The organism is Staphylococcus sp. HMSC071G07, assembly GCF_001811435.1.
GTDB classification, from domain to species: Bacteria; Bacillota; Bacilli; order Staphylococcales; family Staphylococcaceae; genus Staphylococcus; species Staphylococcus pettenkoferi.
In genome coordinates this window covers 1-22,214 of record NZ_KV804790.1, presented here as the reverse complement: position 1 = coordinate 22,214, position 22,214 = coordinate 1, and the positions used below count along the sequence as shown (strand labels likewise).

Genomic DNA, 22,214 nt, shown 5'->3' with positions numbered 1-22,214 from the left:
TATAGGTGTAAGTCCTATCTTCCGCTCCATTCTATAGGCTTCCTCAAATGGAAGTTTTTTCTGTATTTCAATAAGCCGGTGTGGCGGAATTGGCAGACGCGCGGGACTCAAAATCCCGTTCCTTTCGAGGAGTGTCGGTTCGAACCCGACCACCGGTACTACTATAGTGCTATAACGTGCTATCCAATATGAGAAATCCCATAATGACGGGGTTTCTCTTTTTTTGTGTTTATCAAATAAGCTATATCTTGCTATAGAAATTATTAAAAGTGGACACAAAATGGGCACAATGCTGATCTCTGTTTAATATTTATATTCAAGGGTACACATTCTACTCTTCTCCTTGTATTTGGTCTTTTTCAAATGTAATCGTACCTTGAACTTCATAATCCTTAAGTAGTTCTGATTCATCCATATTCAATTTACCATTATCAGCTCTTCTTTGGTCATTAATCCATCTTTAGTGTGCACGTTGTTCTTCAGGTGTACGCCCGTAATGATCGTAATAATAGAAGTCAAAGTTATCATCGTTGTTATTATATTCTGATTCTGTTTGATTAGCAGCACCTGTTTGGTTTTCTCGAACAGATAATTGTTGATTTGAGTTAATAAACGAATCATTTTGTTGATTTTTCATATTAGGGGAGACCAGTGCATCTGATTGTTTCTCTTTTTTATCTTTCTTCTTTGCTTTAGAATCTTCGATATTCTTAGATGCTTTGATTTTAGATGAAGTGTCATGGTCACATGCTGAAAGTAATAGTAAAGCTGCTGAATTGATAAGTATCCATTTTCTCATATTTACACTCTCCTTTAAGCAATAAATACAGAGTAAAAGCATAGTGACGAAAAATTAAATTTAATTTTCTCTGCTTAACTCGTATTAAACTTTAGCTTACTCATTTAAAGTATAATAGTTACGATATCCATATAGGCGTAAAATTAAAATATTTAACACCTTGACCATACTATTGTAAAAAGCTAATAAAAATAAATCGTCATGATTCCAATTTAGGTATTGCATTTTGAAAAAGAACAGTGTATCATTTTAAACGTAATAATTTCGATTTGGAGGTTAGCGGTTTGAAGAAAATTATTTCTATCATAAGTATCCTTGTACTCGCCACTGCATTGGTCGGGTGCGGCAAGGATGAGAAGAAGGTCAGCAAAGAACATAAGTTGAAAGTACATACTACTGTGTTTGCTTTTAAAAGCTTCACAGATCAAATAGGTGGTAAATATGTTGATACTCAGTCCATCTATCCAGCAGGAGCAGACATTCACTCATATGAACCTACTCAGAAGAAAATGATAAATATCGCAAAAGGTGATTTGTTTATCTACTCAAATGACGATATGGATCCAGTAGGGAAGAAGATTAGTAAGTCAATTAATAAGAAAGACAATAAATTGGCTTTAGCTGATAAAGTAAGTAAAAAAGATTTGCTTGCATCTGACGAAGACGAGCATGAACATGAACACGAGCACGGTCATCACCATGCACATTCTGAAAATGACCCCCATGTATGGCTAGATCCAGTATTAGATCAAAAATTTGCGAAAGAAATTAAAGATCAACTTGTCAAAAAAGATCCTAAACATAAGTCATATTACGAAAAGAATTATAAAAAACTCAACAAAGATTTAGCAGATATCGATAAAGAGATGAAAAAGGTGACTAAAGACAAAAAACGTGACCAAGTTATCATCTCACATGATTCTTTAGGTTATCTCGCAGATCGTTATCATTTTAAACAAAAAGGTGTGAATGGTATGAACGATGAGGAACCGAGTCAGAAAGAAGTCATGAATATCGTGAAAGAAATTAAATCATCTCACCAACCATATGTAATGTATGAGCAAAATATTCCTTCTAAAGTCACAGATGTGATTAAGAAAGAAACAAATACGAAACCAATTGAATTCCATAACTTATCCGTGCTTACAAAAGATGAAGAGAACAAAAAAGATATTTCTTATCAATCTATTATGAAAGAGAATATCAAATCTCTCGATAAAGCACTCAATCAATAAGTAAGGAACTACACCCTCAAACAATAGAATTCCATTATGAAAGGCAATTCCTAGACGCATATCTAAGGAATTGTCTTCTTTTTCATATAAGGAATAATAATTTCACCTCCTCTTTCGGTCATCACAATATCCTGATGTTTAACCATTGACGAAACAATATTGTACTTTTCTGCTAAATGTAATATCATAAATCTAATATCATTTGCGGAGGAAACATCCATGTCAGAATCAAAACTTTCAGTCAAACAATTCTTTATTAATATCCTCAATGCGGTAGGGACCGGAGTCGTCATCGCCTTACTACCTAATGCTTTGCTCGGGGAATTACTTAAATTCTTTAAAGAGGGACATCCAATTTTAGAACTTGCTTACCAGCTCGTACTTGTTATTCAATCCTTTATGGCATTTATCGTTGGTATTATCGCAGCCCATCAATTCCGCTTTAATGGCGCAGGTGCGACGATGGTAGGTGTATCTGCAATGTTAGGTTCCGGTGCGATTATCTTTCACCATGGGACGGTAGAGTTAAAAGGAATCGGCGATATTATCAATACAATTATCGTAGTCGCTATTGCTTGTGCTTTGTTCCTCGTTCTGCGTGACAAGTTAGGCTCACTCGAAATGATTCTCTTACCAGTCGTTATTCCGGTCATCAGTGGCTTAATCGGTCTCACTACGCTACCTTATGTGGCACATGTGACGAAAGGTATTGGTCGTATCATCGCTTCGTTCACGGAACTCAATCCTATGTTGATGTCAATCTTAATTTGTGTGGCTTATGCTTTATTGATGGTTACACCTATTTCTGTAGTCGCCATTGCAACAGCTATCGGTTTAGACGGTTTAGGAAGTGGTGCAGCGAATCTTGGTATCGTTGCTGCCTGCGTGACCTTCCTGTTTGGTTCGATACGCGTGAATTCTATAGGTGTTAATCTCGTACTTATTATCGGTGCAGCGAAGATGATGATTCCTGTATACTTTAAGAATTTAATCATCATGATTCCATTAACGATAAATGGGATTATCGGTGGCCTCGTTGCTTATTTCTTCCAAATCAAAGGTTCGCCGATGTCAGCTGGTTTCGGCTATACTGGCTTAGTAGGTCCGATCAATGCATTTAATCGCATGAGTGGCGATCCGACGATGAATATAATTGTATTATTCTTTGCTTATCTCATCATTCCTTTCGTGGGTGCATTTTTCGTCCATGCTGTTTGTAAAAGGCTCTTACATCGCTACACAGATGAGATTTATCGATTTGAAATCCCTAAACAATAACTGCATATTCGAAATTAAAGTTGTTGAGTCGCACTATTTGCTTAGTGCGGCTTTTTTATATTACTTTACTGACCTATATAAAATAATATGCACATAATATACATTTGTATTCATTCTTCCTGACCATAGCGGTATTTTAAAAAAGATTATCAGACCATGTTTATACATCGAAAAGCCATAAAAAAGTATAAAAATCCTAAAAATCACATTGCATATATTTACGTTATAACTTATAATGATGAATATAATTCAAAGGGAGGCCGCTTATGAAATACATACTAAAGCTCATCATCATTACAGTTATAGCTATTATGAGCGTATTACCGTTGTATCACTCTAATGCATACGCGAAAGATAACGGTGATCAATGGGACAAGATTAAAGAACGTGGGGAATTGAGAGTAGGTCTATCTGCCGACTATGCACCTTACGAATTTGAAAAGAATGAACATGGTAAGACCAAATATTCAGGTATAGATGTGGAAATTGCGAAAAAGATCGCTAAAGATAACCATGTGAAATTAAAAATCGTCAATATGCAATTCGACAGCTTATTAGGTGCGATTAAGACAGGTAAGATTGACATGATTATCTCAGGAATGACACCATCTCCAGAACGTAAGAAGGAAGTGGATTTCTCTGATGCTTACCTTCAAGCAGATGAGAAGATGTTAATCCGTAAAAGTGACGCAGATAAATATAAGAAAAAAGAAGATTTCAATAATAAAAAATTAGGGGTACAAAAGCAAACAGACCAAGAAAAAGTTGCGAAGTCTGAATTTGATAATGCGGACGTACACTCCTTAACACGTATTCCAGAAGTGATTTTATCTTTAAAAAGTAATAAAGTCGATGGAATGATTATCGAAGGGCCTGTAGGGGAAGCATACCTCAAGCAAAATCCAGAATTACAGTTTGCGAAAGGGGTTAAATTCAACGAACCGTCTAAAGATACATCTATCGCATTACCTAAAAACTCTCCAGAACTCATGAAGAGAGTGAACGCTTCTATCAAAGATGTGAAAGACAATAATCTCATTGCGAAATATAAAGATAAAGCGGCAGATGATCTTGCAAGTGATAATAGCAACTTCTTTACGAAATATGGAAGTTTCTTCTTGAAAGGGATCAAGAATACCGTGCTCGTATCGGCTATCGGAGTGCTCGCTGGTTCACTCTTTGGTGCGATTATTGCGCTTTGTAAACTCAGCACGTTCAAACCATTGCGCTGGTTAGCCTCAATTTATATTGAATTCTTAAGAGGTACGCCGTTACTCGTTCAAGTATTCTTAGTCTACTTCGGTACGACAGCGGCACTCGGTCTAGATATGTCAGCGCTTATATGCGGTACCATTGCACTTGTCATCAACTCCTCTGCATATATTGCGGAAATTATCAGAGCGGGTATCAATGCAGTAGATAAAGGTCAAACTGAAGCGGCGCGCAGTCTTGGACTTAATTACAGACAAACGATGTCGAGCATCATCTTACCACAGGCGATTAAGAACATACTTCCAGCCTTAGGTAATGAGTTTGTCACGTTGATCAAAGAATCATCTATCGTGTCAGTCATCGGTGTGAGTGAAATTATGTTCAACGCACAAGTAGTACAAGGTGCGTCATTTGATCCGTTCACGCCGTTACTCGTAGCAGCATTACTTTACTTCGTGCTGACATTTACGTTGTCACGTCTACTTTATTTCGTAGAAGGGAGATTAAAAGTCAGTGATTGATATTAAACAGTTAAATAAAAGCTTTGGTAAGAACGAAGTCTTAAAGAGTATCGATTTATCTATTGAACAAGGTGAAGTTGTAGCTATCATAGGACCTTCAGGTAGTGGTAAAAGTACGTTACTTCGCTGTATGAATCTCCTAGAAACACCTACGAGTGGTGAGATTATTTTTGAAGGTAAGAATTTAATGAAGAACGAAATGAAGCTCGAATCATTACGTTTGAAAATGGGTATGGTCTTCCAAAACTTCAACCTTTTCCCTCATAAAAAGGTCATAGATAATATTACACTTGCGCCTTCCAAATTAAATTTAAAAGGGAAGAAAGAGTTAAAAGAGGAAGCGCTAGAACTCTTAGACAAAGTAGGTTTAAAGGACAAAGCAGACACGTATCCTGGGCAACTCTCAGGGGGTCAAAAACAACGTGTAGCTATCGCACGTGCATTAGCGATGCATCCAGATGTCTTACTCTTTGATGAACCAACATCTGCTTTAGACCCAGAAGTGGTTGGAGATGTGCTTGACGTTATGCGTGAACTTGCTAAAGAAGGTATGACAATGGTCGTTGTTACACACGAGATGAGCTTTGCGAGAGACGTTAGTGATAAAGTGGTCTTCATGGCAGATGGCTATGTTGTAGAGACAGGCGATCCGCATGCAATCTTCTCACAACCGCAACATGAGCGTACACAACAATTCTTGAATCGTGTGCTTTAATTCAATACAAATTGTAAATTAATAACACCGACATATTATCCCTAGAATGATTGATATACATCTTCAGTCATTCTAGGGATTTTGTAATTTAGCCTGGAAAACTTAAACAACCTTAAATGTTTTTGCCGACGTCTTAATTCGCCAAATTACTCCTCCTGCTAATCTTACAAATACACATAATTGAACATCGAAAATTTTTAAAAAAGATAGCTATTTCAAGACGCGTTAGTAGGCACGACTATGTTAGAATAAACTCTGTATGTTGATTTAGGGTGGTAGAATCATGGATTTGAAACAATTAAAGGAAGACGTCATTGCATATGCGCATACGATAGGCATTGACAGTATTGGCTTTACAACAGCAGATCCGTTTGATGAGTTGAAGCAGAAACTCGTAGACTATCATGCGAAAGGGTATGCTTCAGGATTTGAAGAAGATGACATTCAGCTTCGTACTGAACCGAAACTTTCCTTGCCCACTGCACGTTCGATCATTGCTATTGCAGTCGGTTATCCGAATAAGTTGAAGGGCGCACCTCGTAGTAAAAGGGGCGAGCGTAGAGGGATGTTTGCGCGTGCATCTTGGGGTCAAGATTATCATACGATTATGCGTAAACGTTTAGATAAATTGGCTGAGTATATTGAATCACGCGTTCCTGATGTAGAAATGAAATCGATGGTCGATACAGGAGTGCTTTCTGATCGTGCTGTTGCCGAGAGAGCTGGGTTAGGTTATACCGGAAGAAATGGATTTGTTATCAATCCGGACCTAGGAACGTGGACATATCTTGGCGAAATGCTAGTGAGTATTCCGTTTCCACCAGACGATCCGCTCATTGATAGTTGCGGAGATTGTACAATGTGCGTTGATCGTTGTCCGACGGGCGTACTAGTAGGAAATGGGCAATTGAATGCTCAGAAATGTATTAGCTTTCTCACTCAAACGAAAGGGTATCTTCAAGATGAGTACCGCTATAAGATTGGTAATCGTCTTTATGGTTGCGATACTTGTCAGCAAGTCTGTCCGCGTAATAGAGGAATAAATACTGAGCATGATGATATTGTATTAGAACCTGAAATATTGAAACCACGGCTCGTTCCGTTATTACAGATAAGCAATAGAGAGTTTAAAGAAACGTATGGTCATTTAGCAGGCGCTTGGCGTGGTAAGAAACCGATTCAACGTAATGCGATTATCGCTTTAGCACATTTTAAAGAAACATCTGCTATACCTGAGTTGGAAGAGGTCGCTGTCAACGATCCACGGCCGATGATTAGAGCGACAGCCTACTGGGCGATTGGTCAAATTCAAGGTGACGAAGCGAGACCCTTTATCGATGCGCATTACGACGCAGAACTTGAAGAAGTTCAAGAGGAAATGATTAAAGGATTAGAAATGGGGAGAACGTAAATCATGACGAATCATATCGTATTATTTCAACCTGAAATACCAGGAAATACAGGGAGTATCGCTCGTACATGTGCGGGGACAGATACGCATTTACATCTGATTAAGCCTCTAGGTTTCAGCACGGATGATAAGATGTTAAAACGCGCAGGTCTAGATTACTGGCATAGCGTAAATATCACGTATCATGAGAGTATTGAAGATTTCTTCAGAGATACTGACGGGGAATACTATTTACTCACTAAGTTTGGTAACAAGGTTTATTCAGATTTCGATTTCTCAGATACTTCTAAAGAACATTATTTCATTTTTGGTCGTGAAACTACAGGTCTCCCGCAATGGGTTAAAGATGAGTACGAAGATACAGCATTACGGGTACCTATTAACCACAATATTCGTTCGCTTAACTTATCCAACACTGCATCATTACTTATATATGAAGCGTTGAGACAACAAGACTTTCCTGGCTTAACTCAAGAATTTGATTAGGCAAACGGTGCCATACAAGGTATAATTTAAAGTGGATAATCTAAACGTACTCCAACGTTTAATTAAAAATATTTTGGGGTAAGAGATGTAATAATGTTAGAAGACCGTCTGAAATGTACAAGAGGAGTGGAAATTAATTATGGCTATGAACTTTAAAGTATTAGAGAATAAAGAACAAGTCGCAGTCTATACTGCAGATATTCTCAGAAAGCAATTTAACAACAATCCAACTACTATTGCAGGCATTCATTTATCACATGAATATGCGCCAGTATTAGACGAACTCAAGAAGAATGTAGATCGTCATGCGGTTGATTTTAGTCAAATCAATATCCTTGATTACGACGATAATCGTTCTTTCTACGATGCCTTAGGCGTGCCTGAAGGTCAAATTTACGAAATCTCATTTGATGACGATGCAGAATCATTCATCGATGAGAAGATTAAAACGAAAGAAAACAAAGGCAAACTTATCACTCAAGTTGCTTCAATTTCTGACGAAGGTAAGACAGATGTAAGCGTGCGCCAAGGTTTACAAAAGGCTCGTGAAGTGATTCTCGTTATTACAGGTGCTGAGAAGAAAGAAGCGGTTAAACGTTTATACGAAGAGAATGGTAAGACAAACTTTGAGCCTGCAGATTTAAAAACACATCGCATGGTAAATGTAGTGCTTGACGAAGCTGCTGCAGAAGGCTTACCTGAAGATGTGAAACACTACTTCACAGCACACTTTGCTTAATCCACGCGGCGATTGAAAGAGGTGATCAGCATGGAAGATAAGCATTACGAAGAACAACCAGACAATGAAATGGTTGATGATTATAGTGATGTTGTTGAACTCGGAAAGGAAATGGAACAAATTTCTGAGGAAAATGACGAAGATAAACTCAACAAAGAACATGATGAAGACGTTCGTTCAGATATAGATGAGTAAGGAAACGCACTTGTTGAACGAACAACCACGCATAGATGTATCGTCGATAGACTTGGCGATACATCTTTTTTATTAACTGCTCATTCAACCAGTGCCACAATCCAACGGATATGTTAGAATAACTATGCTAAATTATACGATGAGGAGCACATTATGTTATATCGAAATTGGAAATGGATTATGTTGGCAGCGTTTATCGTCAATCTCATCTCTATTAAAGGTTTCCCGATGGCGCTTGGCGCAGTTTATATGCCGATTCTGTTTAAAGTCATCCAAATGCAACTGAATTTATCTAAAGGACTCGTTGATGACGTCACTGGACAAGCTTTTATTAAAAGTAACAAAACAGGCGTAATTATTAGCGTCATCTGTTGCGTGTTGATTACAGGAATCTTATTTAAAGCATTAGATGGTTTCTATCAATCTTTACATGGATTCTTGGGTGTCTTAATTACGCTAAGTCCGGTCACTTTGGTTATAGGTCTTATTCTATTCATACTAACTGCAGTAGCCATTGTACAAGCTGTGAAAGCACAATTTGCGCATGTGAGAGTGAAGTCACAATAATCTTTTAGAGTAAAATTAAAGCCAAATACCTCAGAATAAAGTAGGGTCATTTCAGAAGAGATGACTCTACTTTTACTTATGTAGTAAAAGAAAATAGTGAGAAATATAAATGGATATCACTAGGATAATGAAAGCGTTATATTTCACGATTGCCGACGTAAAAAGAATAATGCTATACTAAAGTTAAATAACCAATTGAAGGGGAGAAATTCAATGTCAGTAAGAATCGAACATGATACATTTGGAGAAATTGAAGTACCTGCAGATAAATATTGGGGAGCGCAAACAGAACGTAGTAAACGTAACTTCCCTGTAGGTAAAGAACAAATGCCAATCGAAGTCGTGTATGGCTTTGCACAATTGAAACGTGCGGCTGCATTAGCGAACTTCGACTTAGGCAAACTCTCTGAAGCGAAGAAAGATGCGATTGTTTACGCATGTGACAAAGTGCTTAACAAAGAATTAGATGAACATTTCCCACTTGTGGTATGGCAAACAGGAAGCGGTACGCAAAGTAACATGAACGTGAACGAAGTCGTTAGTTACGTGGCGAATGAATACTTGAAAGAACACGGCAGTGACGAAAGTATCCATCCAAACGATGACGTTAACAAATCACAAAGTTCTAACGACACTTTCCCAACTGCTATGCACGTTGCTTTATACAGTGAAGTAGAAGCGAAATTAGAACCAGCGCTTAAAGCATTACGTGATACTTTTAAAGAAAAAGAAGAGAAATTCCATGAAATTATCAAGATTGGTCGTACACACTTACAAGATGCGACACCAATTCGTTTAGGCCAAGAAATCAGTGGTTGGCGCTTTATGCTTGACCGTTGTGAAGACTTACTCAGCGAATCTAAAGCGCATATCTTAAACTTAGCGATTGGTGGTACAGCAGTAGGTACAGGTATCAACGCGCATCCTGAATTTGGTGATCGTGTAGCTAAGCATATCGCTGACAACACAGGCCATCCATTCGTTTCATCTGAGAATAAATTCCACGCGTTAACTGCTCACGATGAAGTAGTCCAATTACATGGTACGTTAAAGGCACTTGCAGGCGACCTTATGAAGATTGCGAACGACGTAAGATGGTTAGCTTCAGGTCCTCGTGCTGGTTTAGCTGAAATCGCAATTCCTGAGAACGAACCAGGTTCTTCTATCATGCCAGGTAAAGTTAACCCTACACAATGTGAAATGTTAACAATGGTTGCTACTCAAGTTATGGGTAACGACACAGTTGTAGGTGTAGCAAGTTCACAAGGTAACTTTGAATTAAACGTATTCAAACCAGTGATCTTACACAACACATTACAATCTATTTACCTCTTAGCTGATGGTATGGCAACATTTAATAAAAACTGTGCTGTAGGTATTGAACCAATCGATGAAAATATCGAGAAGTATCTTAAAAATTCATTAATGCTCGTTACAGCTTTAAACCCTCATATCGGTTATGAAAAAGCTGCGAAAATCGCTAAAAAAGCACACAAAGAAGGACTTACATTGAAAGAGTCTGCAATTGATAGCGGTTATGTAACTGAAGAACAATTTGAAGAGTGGATTAAACCAGAAGATATGGTTGAACCTAGATAATCGCACGCGCAATATAACAAGATAAAAGATTGATATCTAAGAAAAAGTTCCTACTTAACCTTGAAATCGGTTGAGTAGGAACTTCTTTGTTTGATTTGAAGTTAGAACTACCATTCTCAATGTGCATCGATTTTCACAAAGAGAAAAAGAATTATATCTTAAAAATATTTCGCTAAGACTCAAAAGTTTTAACCTAATTCAATGGTTCGTCATCTAAGCTAACAGAAATTTGTTCTCGAGTGAAAGGATGGATAAGTTCAATCTTATGGCTGTGTAACTGAAGTTGACGTAAGGTAGAGTTACCATATAAAGGGTCACCTAAGACAGGATGGCCGATTTCAGCTAAGTGAACGCGAATTTGGTGCGTACGCCCTGTGTCCAATTTCAATTCAAGCTGACAAACGTTTTCTTCAAGCATTTCTGAATCGATGATGTGTGTAATAGCGCGTTGACCTGTTGATGAGACGCGCTTACGATTTGGATGGAACTTGTCCTTACCGATAGGCATATCTATCGTTTGCGGTTTAACTGGAAGCAACGATTTAACTTTGGCACGGTAAATACGATCGATTTGATTATCTTCAAGCATGCGATCTAGAATCTTCTTCATGAGAGGATTCTTTGCTACAATCAATAGACCGACTGTTTCTTGGTCCAAACGATGAATCGGCTCTACATATTCGCTATCTACGGTATAAATGATGTGATTCATTAACGTATTACTTTCTTTTAAGTCATTCGGATGCGTCTTGACCCCTTTAGGCTTCATCACAATCAACATATCATCGTCTTCATAGTAAATTTGTGCATAGCGATAACTTGGAAGATAGTTGCTCTTCTCCTCAGGGGTAGGGATGTAGACTTTGTCACCAGCTTGCACTCGATCCATAAGTTTCGCAGGTTGCGCATTGATCGTAATTTCTTTGGACATATTAAGTTGATGTAGATCTTTTTTAGGTAAGTGTAAAAATTGGAATAGTTCTCTTAATGTCATTCCATCATAGATTTCTGCAATAGTAATATTCATAACATGCACTCCTCAATTATTCTCATCCATCATATCACATTCAAAATCGTAACTAAATCACATTTTCATCTCACCTAAAATTATAATATACTGATAAGAGTTAGACGAAACTGGAGCGAATGATGATGGAAAAACCGACACGTTTAGCATTGTTGAAAGAAATAGCTGAATTTCTTAATGAAGAAACAGAAATGAAAAGTATGTTAGATGGGGCTTTGCGTTCTCTCGTTGAAGGTAGTGAATTCTCGACGGGCTGGATCTTTTTTATCAATAACGAAGGTGAACATGAGCTCGTCAGTGATTATCATTTACCCAAAGCGTTGACGCGTAACCAGTGCGCCTATATGACACAAGGCAGTTGTTGGTGTGTGCAAGCGTATGAGAACAAGAAGTTAACGAAGGCCTCGAATATCATCAATTGTTCGCGTATTAATCTTGCGACTCAAGATTATGCAGATGAGACGGATGGTATCACGCATCATGCGACAGTACCATTGCGCTCAGGCGAAGAAGAGTATGGTTTACTGAACGTGGCTACTCCGCACACAGAAACGTATAGTGAAGAAGATCTTGAATTGTTGGAATCAGTAGCTTTCCAAATTGGTTCGGCGATTAAAAGGATTACATTAACCGAACAAGAGAAAGAAGCGGCTCGCATTAGTGAACGTAATCGCTTAGCACGCGACTTACATGATTCTGTGAATCAAATGCTCTTCTCAGTAAAAGTGACAGCTCATGCAGGACAAGGTCTCACAGATATTGCAAAAGCTCAACAAGCGTTCAAAGTCATTGAGGAGACAAGTCAGAATGCCGTCAGTGAGATGCGGGCGCTCATTTGGCAATTGAAGCCAGTAGGTTTAGAGCACGGTTTAGTGCATGCGCTGAAGCAATATAGTGAAATGTTGGAGTTAGCGCTACATCCTGAAGTACACGGACTTATCGATTTATCAAGTACTGTAGAAGAACATCTTTACCGCATCGTTCAAGAAGCGATGAATAATACGAAGAAACATACCGATACGCACGAAATCCAGCTTACCATTACGCAAACCCAGGAGAATGTACATGTAAGTGTTAGGGATTTCGGCAGAGGTTTCGATGTTACGGATAACACACGTGAGATCTCGCACGGTTTAAATAATATGTGGCAACGCGCAAAGTTATTGCAAGGCGACCTTTCCATTGATTCCTCTAACGAAGGAACGACAATTGAAGTCGTCGTACCGTTGAATAGAGCTTAAAGGAGAAGTAAGAATGTATAAAGTAATACTTGTTGATGACCATTATATAGTAAGACAAGGCTTGGAATTTCTGCTTTCTACTGTGGATGATTTAGAAATTGTGCAAGGCTTTTCAAATGGACAAGATTTTATCAACTATATGAAGACGGAAGACCGTCCAGATTTGATATTGCTAGATCTTGTGATGCCTGAGATGAATGGCATAGAAATTACTGAGTGGATGAAAGTGAATTATCCCGAAGTGAAGATTCTCGTACTGACAAGCTATGCCGATGATGAGCACGTAATTTCTGCTATCACGAAAGGTGCGGACGGTTACGAGATGAAAGATGTGGAACCTCAGCAACTCATACGTACGATTCACCGTGTGTTGAACGGCGAGAAGATTATTCACCCTGAGGCGCAGCAAGTCATTGATGCGATGAGTCAGAAACCCCATTATACGAATAAACTTTCTAAGCGAGAAACTGAAGTGTTGAAAGAGATGGTGAAAGGAAAGACCAATCGAGAAATTGCAGAGACATTGTTTGTGTCTGAGAAGACGGTTAAGACACACGTGAGCCATATCTTTAGTAAGTTGCAGGTGACTGATCGTACACAAGCGGCGATTTATGCGATTGAGAATAAGTTAATTTAGATGGATTGTGCTTTGGCTTCAGTGAGTAAAAGTTGTTTAGAAGATGTAATGTAAGTTTTATAAAGGTGAGATGACAAGTCAAAGCGGTGTTAATAATGCATGATTAATCAGCTATTTTCTTGAATTTATTCTTTAGAAGGAGCCTAAAATTAATGAAGGCGCTTACATATAGTCTCGTGCAACAAAAAGTTCATATAAAATTAAATATTTGCGAATAATTTCCAGTGAATTATAGGGTGAAATAAGCTATAATAATGAATGGTGTTTAAAGAGATGAGTAATACACGAATTTTTGATTCATATGTTTTTAATAAAGTGAAATGAATTCTAATCGTGTCTTAGTTCAATATAAGATAGTTTTAAATTCTATGCTGCATTATTGCGACAATTATGTAATTTTAAAAATGACCACTAAACGTCGTTTCACTCTTTTCATTTTGTTAAAGATATATTAAGATGATATTTGTGTTTCAAGAAGTGTGTATTATTGCAATTTCTTGTGTCCGGATAAAATATTCTTTATGAAAGGTAGATTATACAAATGGATAGACAGAATTTTACAGAATTAATTCAATCAAAATTTAAAATGGTTCGTATCGAAGCGGGCTACACACAAGATACGATGGCTCAAACAGTTGGACTATCTAAGAAGACGTTAGTACAAATTGAAAAAGAGCGTGTCTTACCAAATTGGACAACATGTGTGTCTATCTGCGCACTCTTTAGAGATTCTGAAGTGCTTAACAGTACATTTGGATGCGATCCGTTAGAAATGGTTCAAACTGTATCCCGCAATCACTGTGCGTACCCAATTTACTCAACAACGAGTGACATTTATTGGCAAACAATGGATAACCGCGACGGTTACATCCTTCAAAGCAATAAAGTCAGCGAACTTTATCGTGTATTAGACCGTGATAAACAACCGATCTTCGGTACTTCTAAGTTAAGAGAAGCTGAGACTTATTTACTCAGATTAACTAAAGAAGAGTTTGCGCACATCTTCTAAGAATTATGATAGAAGAATCCTGAAGAATAACGTGATATGATGAAGAGGACGAACTTTGAAGACGCGTTATCTCCTCAGCGATTAAATCATAATCCTGATAAGCGAGACATTTATCTACAATGTCTATGAGATAGAGTAATTGAATAACCAACCATCAAATCGGTTGAATCATTCACTCATGGGTGAGACGCTCAGTTCGTAAGTTTCTACGAAAGTGTCTCACTCTTTTATTTAGTTTAGTAATATGATTAAGGGGTTAAATTATGCACGCATTTTTAATAATAATCTTTATGATGGTGATAGGGGCAATTATCGGTGGTGTAACGAATATGATTGCTGTACGCATGTTATTCCATCCATTTAAAGCCTATCATCTGTTTGGTAAGCGTATTCCATTCACACCGGGGTTAATACCGAAACGACGTGAAGAAATTGCCACAAAGATTGGTCAAGTTATCGAAGAGCATTTGCTTACTGAATCGCTCATTAAGTCGAAACTCAACGAACCGTCTACACGTGAAGCCATTGACGATATGTTATACAAGCAAGTTCAGAAATTGAAATCTGATCACGTGACGATTCAATACTTTGCACAACAGTTTGACGTCGATGCCGTGGAGTTAGTGGGTCAGAAAGCAGAGAACTGGACGCAAGAGAAACTCGATCACTTTTACGAACAGCATCAGCATCAAACACTACAAGAAATCTTACCAGCTAATGTGATTCAGTTTGCGGATGATAAGATGGAAGGCGTGCCCGAACTTTTATTCCAACGCGCGAAAGTGTATTTGACGTCTGATAAAGGTGCTGCAGATATCAACAGTATGTTAGATACGTTTTTCCAAGAGAAAGGTAAAATTATCGGGCTATTGCAGATGTTTATGACGAAAGAGCATATTGCGGAGCGCATTCGTACAGAACTCATTCGTTTAACGAATCATCCGAAAGCACATAAGATTGCTGAACAAGTTATTCACAATGAATATGAAACATTCAAGTCTAAGACGCTAAATGAAATCGTCTCATACGACAAATTCAACTCATTCGGCCAATCGTTTGTCACAATGCTGATGGATTCAGTCAATCTGCGTACACAAGTTCATAAACCGCTTAACTCACTCATGCCATCAGTCATCGAACTCATTGAGAAGAATGTATCGCAACATCTTACGACGATCATTATCAACTATGTTTCAGGTCAACTTTCACCGATTATGGAACGTGTGAACTTACGAGGCATGATAGAACAACAAATTAACACGTTCGATTTAGACTACATTGAGCGCCTCATCATTGAGATTGCCAACAAGGAATTGAAGTTGATTATGCTACTAGGATTCTTGCTCGGAGGAATCATCGGTTGTCTGCAAGGCATAATAGCTATCTTTGTATAAGGTTTTGATTTATGTTATTGTAATATCGATGTGGTAAAAACACAGATCAAATAAAGGAGTGTAACAAAATGGCAGTAAATTTACATGATTATGCAAACCAATTAGAACAAGCTTTACGTGAAAGCGATGAATACAAAGCAATCAAAGATGCTTACGCTAAAGTGAAAGAAAACGAAGAGTCTAAAAAATTATTCGATGAGTTCCGTGAAACTCAAATGAACTTCCAACAAAAACAAATGCAAGGTGAAGAAATCGGTGAAGACGAGCTTCAAAAAGCACAAGAACAAGCTCAAGAAATCGAAAAAGACTCAAACATTTCTGAACTTATGGCTGCTGAACAAAAAATGAGCCAAGTATTCCAAGAAATCAACCAAATCATCGTTAAACCTTTAGATGAAATTTACGCTGACTAATTATAGTGAGTGTAGAAGGAAAGCCACAGTACGTGAAGTACTGTGGTTTTTTCATGCTTTTCTTTAAATCCTTTACTCTTAATACCATTCATTGTTTTAACTTTCGCTTGCTTGAGAGCAGAACAGAATTCACTTGATTTCGTTGTTCTGCCTCCGTAGTGGAATGACTAGAGTTCGAGAAAGTGTAGTACTTTCTCGGATTCAGCTAGCTACCACGTAGACCACACTCAACTCATCTATGACACTTTATAGTTACCGTTACGTATTTTTCTTATCTCATGGAAGACCACACAGAAAACTACACTAGAAGAAATCTTCTGCGATTCTCGCTCGCATTTTACACTTAGCAAAATGCGCAGAACTCATACAATAGTCATATTTAAGCTTAGAGGTTCTGTCGACGGGTATTTAGGTATATGGTAGAATAATAAATTACAAGACAAGTACAGTTAACATGTAAGAAGTGCAAGTATAGATATTGCACGAAGGTGTTATACATAGTTTAATCATCTAGTCATCGATACTTAACTGTAGTGAAAGATGATGGTGTGTTAGTGCCCAATATGTGGGTGAGCTAACTGAAGTCATGAAACCTCACACATCATCGTTAATAAAGGAGTTTAGAATATGGTGAAGTTTATCCATTGTGCTGATTTGCACTTAGATAGTCCTTTTAAATCTAGAAGTCATCTCAATCAATCTATCTTTGAAGACATTCAACAAAGTGCTTACGAGAGCTTTCGACACATTGTAGATATCGCGCTTAAAGAAGAGGTTGATTTCCTTATCATAGCAGGAGATTTGTTCGATCAGGAGAATCGCACGCTGCGAGCTGAAGTCTTTCTTCAAGAACAGTTTGAGCGTTTAAATAAAGAACAAATCTTCGTTTATATTTGTCATGGTAATCACGATCCGTTATCTTCGAAGATTTCTTCATCTTGGCCGACGAACGTCTCTGTTTTTTCCGAAAAGGTAGAAACGTATCAAACGATTACGCAAAAGGGTGAGAAAATCTTCCTTCACGGCTTCAGTTATCAGAACGACGCAAGTTACGAGAATAAAATTGATGCGTACCCTTCAAGTCAAGGTCACGAAGGCTTACATATTGGTGTACTACACGGTACGTATAGTAAATCCAATGAGAAAGATCGCTATACTGAATTCCGCCTTGAAGATTTGAATAGTAAACTCTATCATTATTGGGCTTTAGGTCATATTCACGAACGTCAACAGCTAAGTGATATGCCTCAAATTCATTATTCTGGTAACATTCAAGGTCGTCATTTCAATGAACGAGGAGAGAAAGGTTGTTTGCTCGTTAGTGGTGACGATTTAAAGCTCAACGTGAAGTTCATACCGACGCAATCCATTCGTTTTGAGGAAGCGACGATTGAAACAGAAGCGGATACGAAGCAGAAGTTATACGAAGCGATTCAGAATTTCAAAGCGAAGAAACGTTCGCAAGGCAAAGCGTTTTACCGCTTAAGCGTGTATATTACTTCCGATACGCCTATGACGCAACAAGAGTTACTACAGGTTAAGGAAATGGTCGATGACTATGAGCTGAATGAGAATCACTTTATCTATATTGAAGATTTAACTTTCGATTTCAAATACGAACGTGAACAGAAGTTGAGTAAAGAGTTCTCTCGTGAACTGATTAACGATGATGAGGTCTTTGAACATGCGATGAATGATTTATATCTCAACCCACGTGCCTCGAAGTATCTCGACGATTACACAGAGTTTGATCGTGACGCATTGATTACACACGCTGAACAATTATTGAAATCTGATATGAGAGGTGACTCATGATGAAGATTAAGTCTTTAGAGATCTATGGTTACGGTCAATTTGTCGAGCGCAAGATTGAGTTTGACCAGTATTTTACAGAAATCTATGGTGAGAACGAGGCAGGGAAATCTACAATCCAAGCATTTATCCATTCTATTCTCTTCGGCTTTCCTACGCGTAAAGAGAACGAGCCACGCCTTGAGCCACGACTAGGCAATCAATATGGCGGTAAGTTGACCATCATTCGCGATGACGGTTCTGAAATTGAAGTTGAACGTATTAAGGGCAGTGCAGTGGGTGATGTGAAAGTGTACTTGCCCAATGGTTCAATTAAAGATGAGCAGTGGTTGAAAGAGGAATTGAACTTCATCACTAAGCGCACGTATCAAGATATCTTCTCGTTCGATGTCTTAGGCTTACAAGATATTCATAAAAATATGGACGAAACGCAATTGCAGAATTTCTTGCTACAAGCAGGTGCACTCGGATCAACTGAGTTTACCTCAATGCGCAAAGCAATTGCCGAGAAGAAAGAGGCTTTATATAAAAAGTCGGGTCGTAAACCGATCATTAATCAACAAATTGCCCAATTAGATGAGTTAGCCTCTCAAATTCGTGATGAAGAAGCGAAATTAACGACGTACAATCGTTACGTCGACGATCGAGATAAAGCAGAACGTCGTTTAAATCACTTGAAGCAAAACTTAGCGCAGTTATCTAAAATGCATGAGTCAAAACAGAAAGAGTTAGCTTTACATGAGCAAACACAAGAATGGAAAGGTTTGGAGCAATCACTCAATATCGAGCCACTAGACTTTCCAGAACAGGGGATTGACCGCTATGAAACGGCGAAACTTCAAACTCAAAATTTACGCCGAGATATTGGTTTGCGTGAAGAAAAACTTGCTCAACTTCAAGAAGATGATCGTCATATTGAAGCGCCAAAGCAACCGGATATTGATGCATTATCACATTTACAACAACAAGAGAATGAAATTAAACAGAAAGAATACGAACGTAATGCAGTACAAAAGGATATCGATGATAAGTCACGTGAATTAAAAGGTCTGAAGCTCAATATTGGTTGGGAAGATGTTCATGAGCAAGTCGATAGCTCTGAGGCAATGAAAAGCCATGTGAGTGAACAACTCCAACGCAAACAAGAATTAACGGCTTCACTTAATCAATTGGATCGTAATATTGAAGAGAATCGTATCGAACAAGATACGAATCAGGACGAGCTCAATCAACTTGAGCAAGACATTGTTCCAGATGAAACATTTGAGAAGAAGAAACAACATCAACAACAACGCTTTGAACTTGAAGAAAAGAATAACTTGTTCCAAAAAATGAAAGAAGCGTTCGATGTTGAACAACGTCAGAAAGAGAAACAGCAAGCGATGTTACGCATCGCGCTTATCGTGCTAGCGATTGTCAGTGCTGGATTAGCCGTCTTCTCATTCGTTTCAGCTAATATGATTTTTGGCGGCATCTTCGTGGTGCTTGCGCTCATCTTTATCATTGGTATCTTTGCGATTAAGACGAAAGAAGTTGGTCACTCAGAAACCTTTACGAAAGAAATTGACGACTTACAACGTCAAATCGACACGTTGGAGCAGAACTACGACTTAAACTTCGATCTCGATGCGCAATATCGCACACGCGACCAATGGTTTAATGCGATGAAGACGAAAGAATCGTTAGAGAAAAAAGCGCAATATCTTAATGATTCATTAAGCGCTACACGTCAAAATTATGATCAAGTGAAAGCACAAATTGAAGACATCAAGCAGGAATTACAAGTTTCTGAGCGAATGTCAGATGAACTTATCGTTGATAGCATCACGACGATGAATAAGATTAAAGACATTCATCAACATCTTGAAGAATTAGAAACGAAAAGAGCAAGCTTAGATAAAGCGTTGGAAGAATTTTACAATCATGCGCAAAATGTCACAGCGAATCAATTCCATCACTTCAATCGTTTGTCACTTTTCCATGACGTACGTCAATGGTTACAACACGCACATACTTCTCAAGACAAGAAACAGCGTAACCAAGAACAAATTCGATTGATTTCGAACGAGCTACGTCAACTAAAACAACGTTTAGAGGACAATGAACAAGTGATTGCGAAACTCTTCGATTACATCGATGTCGATAACGAAGAAGATTACTATCAACACCATGAACGTTATGCGACATATCATCGAGACTTAAATCGTTTTAACGACTTAACGAAATATCTTGAGAATCAAGATTACTCTTATGAAGATAGTTCAGACTTAAGTAATAAAACGTATGCGCAACTTGAAACTGAACATCAAACATTATCTCAACAAGTTGATGAGTATAATGATCAATATTTGGAAATGCAATCTGAAGTCAGTGACTTAAATTCACAAATTAAGCATATGGAAACGGATCAAACTTTGGCGAACTTACGTCATAAATATCACATGTTGAAGAACCAATTGAACGACGAAGCGCAAGATTGGGCGAGTCTCAGTTATTTACAAGCGTTAGTCGATGGTCATATCGCTCAAATTAAAGACCAACGACTACCACAAGTGGTGAATGAGGCGACAGATATCTTCTCACGCCTTACAGAAGGTCACTACGTACAAGTGTCGTATGCGAACGACGAACTCATGGTTAAACAGCGTAACGGACAAGTTTATCAGCCTGTTGAGTTGAGTCAATCTACGAAAGAAATCTTGTACATCGCGTTACGTCTGAGTCTCATCAAGACGCTTAAACCATATTATCCATTCCCAATCATTATTGACGACGCTTTCGTTCATTTTGATAAAAATCGTAAAGCACGCATGATGAAATTTATTCGTCAGTTCCCAGAAGATTATCAAGTACTGTACTTCACATGTGTTAAAGACACAGGCATTCCATCTAAACAGATGATTACTTTAAATAAAGTAGAGGACGGTGCGAAATAATGAGAAATGCTGGAAATTTGAAACCAGGAGATTCAGTCAATCATTTCTTTCTCATCCATAAAGCGACGCAAGGTGTGACAGCGCAAGGGAAAGACTACATGACTTTGCACCTTCAAGATAAAAGTGGAGAGCTAGAAGCGAAATTCTGGACAGTGACGAAAGAAGATATGAAGATTCTGGAACCAGAAAAAATTATCTTAGCGAAAGGTGACATCATTAACTACCGTGGGCGTAAACAGATGAAGATGAACGGCTATCGTTTAGCGACTGCAGAAGATAACTTATCTGCTCATGATTTCATCAGTGGTCCACCGATGTCACCAGATGAAATACAAGAACAAATTTCTCGCTATTTACTTGACATCGATAATGCGAGTCTACAACGCATTACACGTCACTTATTAAGAAAGTATCACGATGAATTCTATTCATTCCCTGCAGCGAGTACGCATCATCATAACTTTGGAGGCGGACTGAGCTATCACGTCCTTACCATGTTAGAAATTGCGAAATCGCTTTGTGATATTTATCCATTACTTAATCGCAGTTTATTGTATAGTGCGATCATTCTACACGACCTAGGTAAGGTGAAAGAGCTGAGCGGTCCTGTGGCGACGTCTTACACAGTTGAAGGGAATCTATTAGGCCATATCTCTATCGCGAGTGATGAGGTCGCTGAGAGCGCAAGAGAGCTTAATATCGAGGGAGAAGAAGTGATGTTACTTCGTCATATGATTCTTTCTCACCATGGTAAGATGGAATTTGGCTCACCTAAAACGCCACATTTGAAAGAAGCGGAAATTCTTACCTTTATCGATAATATTGATGCGAAGATGAACATGTTTGAAAAAGCCTTTGGTAAAACGGATAAAGGGGAATATACCGAACGAATCTTTGGCTTAGATGGCCGTAAATTCTATAATCCAACAAGCTTAGATTAAGAGTAGAGTAGATTAAAGAGCGTGGGACAAAATTAAAACTTATTAAT

General features: G+C 38.2%; 20 protein-coding genes and 1 tRNA gene. 19 read left to right on the top strand and 2 right to left on the bottom strand.

What is annotated here, in order from left to right; translation table 11 throughout:
- Positions 1 to 74 precede the first annotated feature (74 nt).
- Positions 75 to 158, top strand: a tRNA-Leu gene (locus HMPREF2802_RS11730).
- 302 nt (positions 159 to 460) lie between these two features.
- On the opposite strand, the gene HMPREF2802_RS11725 is transcribed toward HMPREF2802_RS11730, so the two are convergent.
- The gene (locus tag HMPREF2802_RS11725) at positions 461 to 799 is read right to left on the bottom strand and encodes a hypothetical protein (RefSeq protein WP_070504900.1); all 339 of its coding nucleotides are present in this window, start codon (positions 797 to 799) and stop codon (positions 461 to 463) included.
- 284 nt (positions 800 to 1,083) lie between these two features.
- Here HMPREF2802_RS11725 and HMPREF2802_RS11720 point away from each other — a divergent pair, with 284 nt between their 5' ends.
- From HMPREF2802_RS11720 to fumC, 10 genes are all read left to right on the top strand, one after another.
- Positions 1,084 to 2,034 carry a metal ABC transporter solute-binding protein, Zn/Mn family gene (locus HMPREF2802_RS11720; RefSeq protein WP_070504897.1) on the top strand — a complete coding sequence of 317 codons (951 nt, stop codon included), beginning with the start codon at positions 1,084 to 1,086 and terminating at the stop codon, positions 2,032 to 2,034.
- Positions 2,035 to 2,253: 219 nt separating this feature from the next.
- On the top strand, positions 2,254 to 3,312 hold the full coding sequence (locus HMPREF2802_RS11715) for a PTS sugar transporter subunit IIC (protein ID WP_070504895.1): 1,059 nt from the start codon (positions 2,254 to 2,256) through the stop codon (positions 3,310 to 3,312).
- 266 nt (positions 3,313 to 3,578) lie between these two features.
- The gene (locus tag HMPREF2802_RS11710; RefSeq protein ID WP_002471143.1) at positions 3,579 to 5,045 is read left to right on the top strand and encodes an ABC transporter substrate-binding protein/permease; all 1,467 of its coding nucleotides are present in this window, start codon (positions 3,579 to 3,581) and stop codon (positions 5,043 to 5,045) included.
- Positions 5,038 to 5,760, top strand: coding sequence for an amino acid ABC transporter ATP-binding protein (locus tag HMPREF2802_RS11705; protein ID WP_002471147.1), 723 nt, complete (start codon positions 5,038 to 5,040; stop codon positions 5,758 to 5,760). Before HMPREF2802_RS11710 ends, HMPREF2802_RS11705 begins: the two co-directional genes overlap by 8 nt.
- 283 nt (positions 5,761 to 6,043) lie before the next feature.
- Positions 6,044 to 7,171 carry a tRNA epoxyqueuosine(34) reductase QueG gene (gene queG, locus HMPREF2802_RS11700; RefSeq protein WP_070504893.1) on the top strand — a complete coding sequence of 376 codons (1,128 nt, stop codon included), beginning with the start codon at positions 6,044 to 6,046 and terminating at the stop codon, positions 7,169 to 7,171.
- A gap of 3 nt (positions 7,172 to 7,174) precedes the next feature.
- On the top strand, positions 7,175 to 7,657 hold the full coding sequence (trmL, locus tag HMPREF2802_RS11695) for a tRNA (uridine(34)/cytosine(34)/5-carboxymethylaminomethyluridine(34)-2'-O)-methyltransferase TrmL (RefSeq protein ID WP_070504890.1): 483 nt from the start codon (positions 7,175 to 7,177) through the stop codon (positions 7,655 to 7,657).
- A gap of 139 nt (positions 7,658 to 7,796) precedes the next feature.
- Positions 7,797 to 8,396, top strand: a complete 600-nt coding sequence (locus HMPREF2802_RS11690) for a 6-phosphogluconolactonase (protein ID WP_070504887.1) — start codon at positions 7,797 to 7,799, stop codon at positions 8,394 to 8,396.
- A 30-nt stretch (positions 8,397 to 8,426) separates the two neighbouring features.
- A complete protein-coding gene (locus tag HMPREF2802_RS12210) occupies positions 8,427 to 8,591 on the top strand; it encodes an SAS053 family DNA gyrase inhibitor (protein WP_176744801.1) in 165 nt (54 codons plus the stop codon).
- Between the two features lie 153 nt (positions 8,592 to 8,744).
- Positions 8,745 to 9,158, top strand: coding sequence for a hypothetical protein (locus HMPREF2802_RS11685; protein ID WP_049408189.1), 414 nt, complete (start codon positions 8,745 to 8,747; stop codon positions 9,156 to 9,158).
- A 213-nt stretch (positions 9,159 to 9,371) separates the two neighbouring features.
- Positions 9,372 to 10,757, top strand: coding sequence for a class II fumarate hydratase (gene fumC, locus HMPREF2802_RS11680; RefSeq protein ID WP_049408187.1), 1,386 nt, complete (start codon positions 9,372 to 9,374; stop codon positions 10,755 to 10,757).
- 193 nt (positions 10,758 to 10,950) lie between these two features.
- On the opposite strand, the gene HMPREF2802_RS11675 is transcribed toward fumC, so the two are convergent.
- Positions 10,951 to 11,784, bottom strand: a complete 834-nt coding sequence (locus HMPREF2802_RS11675; RefSeq protein ID WP_070504884.1) for an RluA family pseudouridine synthase — start codon at positions 11,782 to 11,784, stop codon at positions 10,951 to 10,953.
- A gap of 125 nt (positions 11,785 to 11,909) precedes the next feature.
- Between HMPREF2802_RS11675 and HMPREF2802_RS11670 the strand changes: the two genes are divergently transcribed.
- The 8 genes from HMPREF2802_RS11670 to yhaM all read left to right on the top strand — a co-directional run bounded on the left by HMPREF2802_RS11670 (position 11,910) and on the right by yhaM (position 22,167).
- On the top strand, positions 11,910 to 13,025 hold the full coding sequence (locus HMPREF2802_RS11670; protein WP_070504879.1) for a GAF domain-containing sensor histidine kinase: 1,116 nt from the start codon (positions 11,910 to 11,912) through the stop codon (positions 13,023 to 13,025).
- 13 nt (positions 13,026 to 13,038) lie between these two features.
- Entirely contained in the window at positions 13,039 to 13,662 is a 624-nt protein-coding gene (locus HMPREF2802_RS11665; RefSeq protein WP_070504877.1) for a response regulator, read from the top strand.
- 541 nt (positions 13,663 to 14,203) lie between these two features.
- A complete protein-coding gene (locus HMPREF2802_RS11660) occupies positions 14,204 to 14,671 on the top strand; it encodes an XRE family transcriptional regulator XdrA (RefSeq protein WP_002471127.1) in 468 nt (155 codons plus the stop codon).
- A gap of 263 nt (positions 14,672 to 14,934) precedes the next feature.
- Positions 14,935 to 16,065, top strand: coding sequence for a DUF445 domain-containing protein (locus HMPREF2802_RS11655; protein ID WP_070504875.1), 1,131 nt, complete (start codon positions 14,935 to 14,937; stop codon positions 16,063 to 16,065).
- Between the two features lie 68 nt (positions 16,066 to 16,133).
- The gene (locus HMPREF2802_RS11650; RefSeq protein WP_002471131.1) at positions 16,134 to 16,478 is read left to right on the top strand and encodes a YlbF/YmcA family competence regulator; all 345 of its coding nucleotides are present in this window, start codon (positions 16,134 to 16,136) and stop codon (positions 16,476 to 16,478) included.
- Between the two features lie 627 nt (positions 16,479 to 17,105).
- On the top strand, positions 17,106 to 18,293 hold the full coding sequence (locus HMPREF2802_RS11645; RefSeq protein WP_070504871.1) for a metallophosphoesterase family protein: 1,188 nt from the start codon (positions 17,106 to 17,108) through the stop codon (positions 18,291 to 18,293).
- On the top strand, positions 18,293 to 21,226 hold the full coding sequence (locus HMPREF2802_RS11640) for an ATP-binding protein (protein ID WP_070504868.1): 2,934 nt from the start codon (positions 18,293 to 18,295) through the stop codon (positions 21,224 to 21,226). Before HMPREF2802_RS11645 ends, HMPREF2802_RS11640 begins: the two co-directional genes overlap by 1 nt.
- Positions 21,226 to 22,167 (top strand): 3'-5' exoribonuclease YhaM, encoded by a 942-nt coding sequence (yhaM, locus tag HMPREF2802_RS11635; protein WP_070504865.1) that lies wholly within the window; start codon positions 21,226 to 21,228, stop codon positions 22,165 to 22,167. The genes HMPREF2802_RS11640 and yhaM overlap by 1 nt, the downstream gene beginning before the upstream one ends.
- The last annotated feature ends 47 nt before the right edge of the window (positions 22,168 to 22,214 follow it).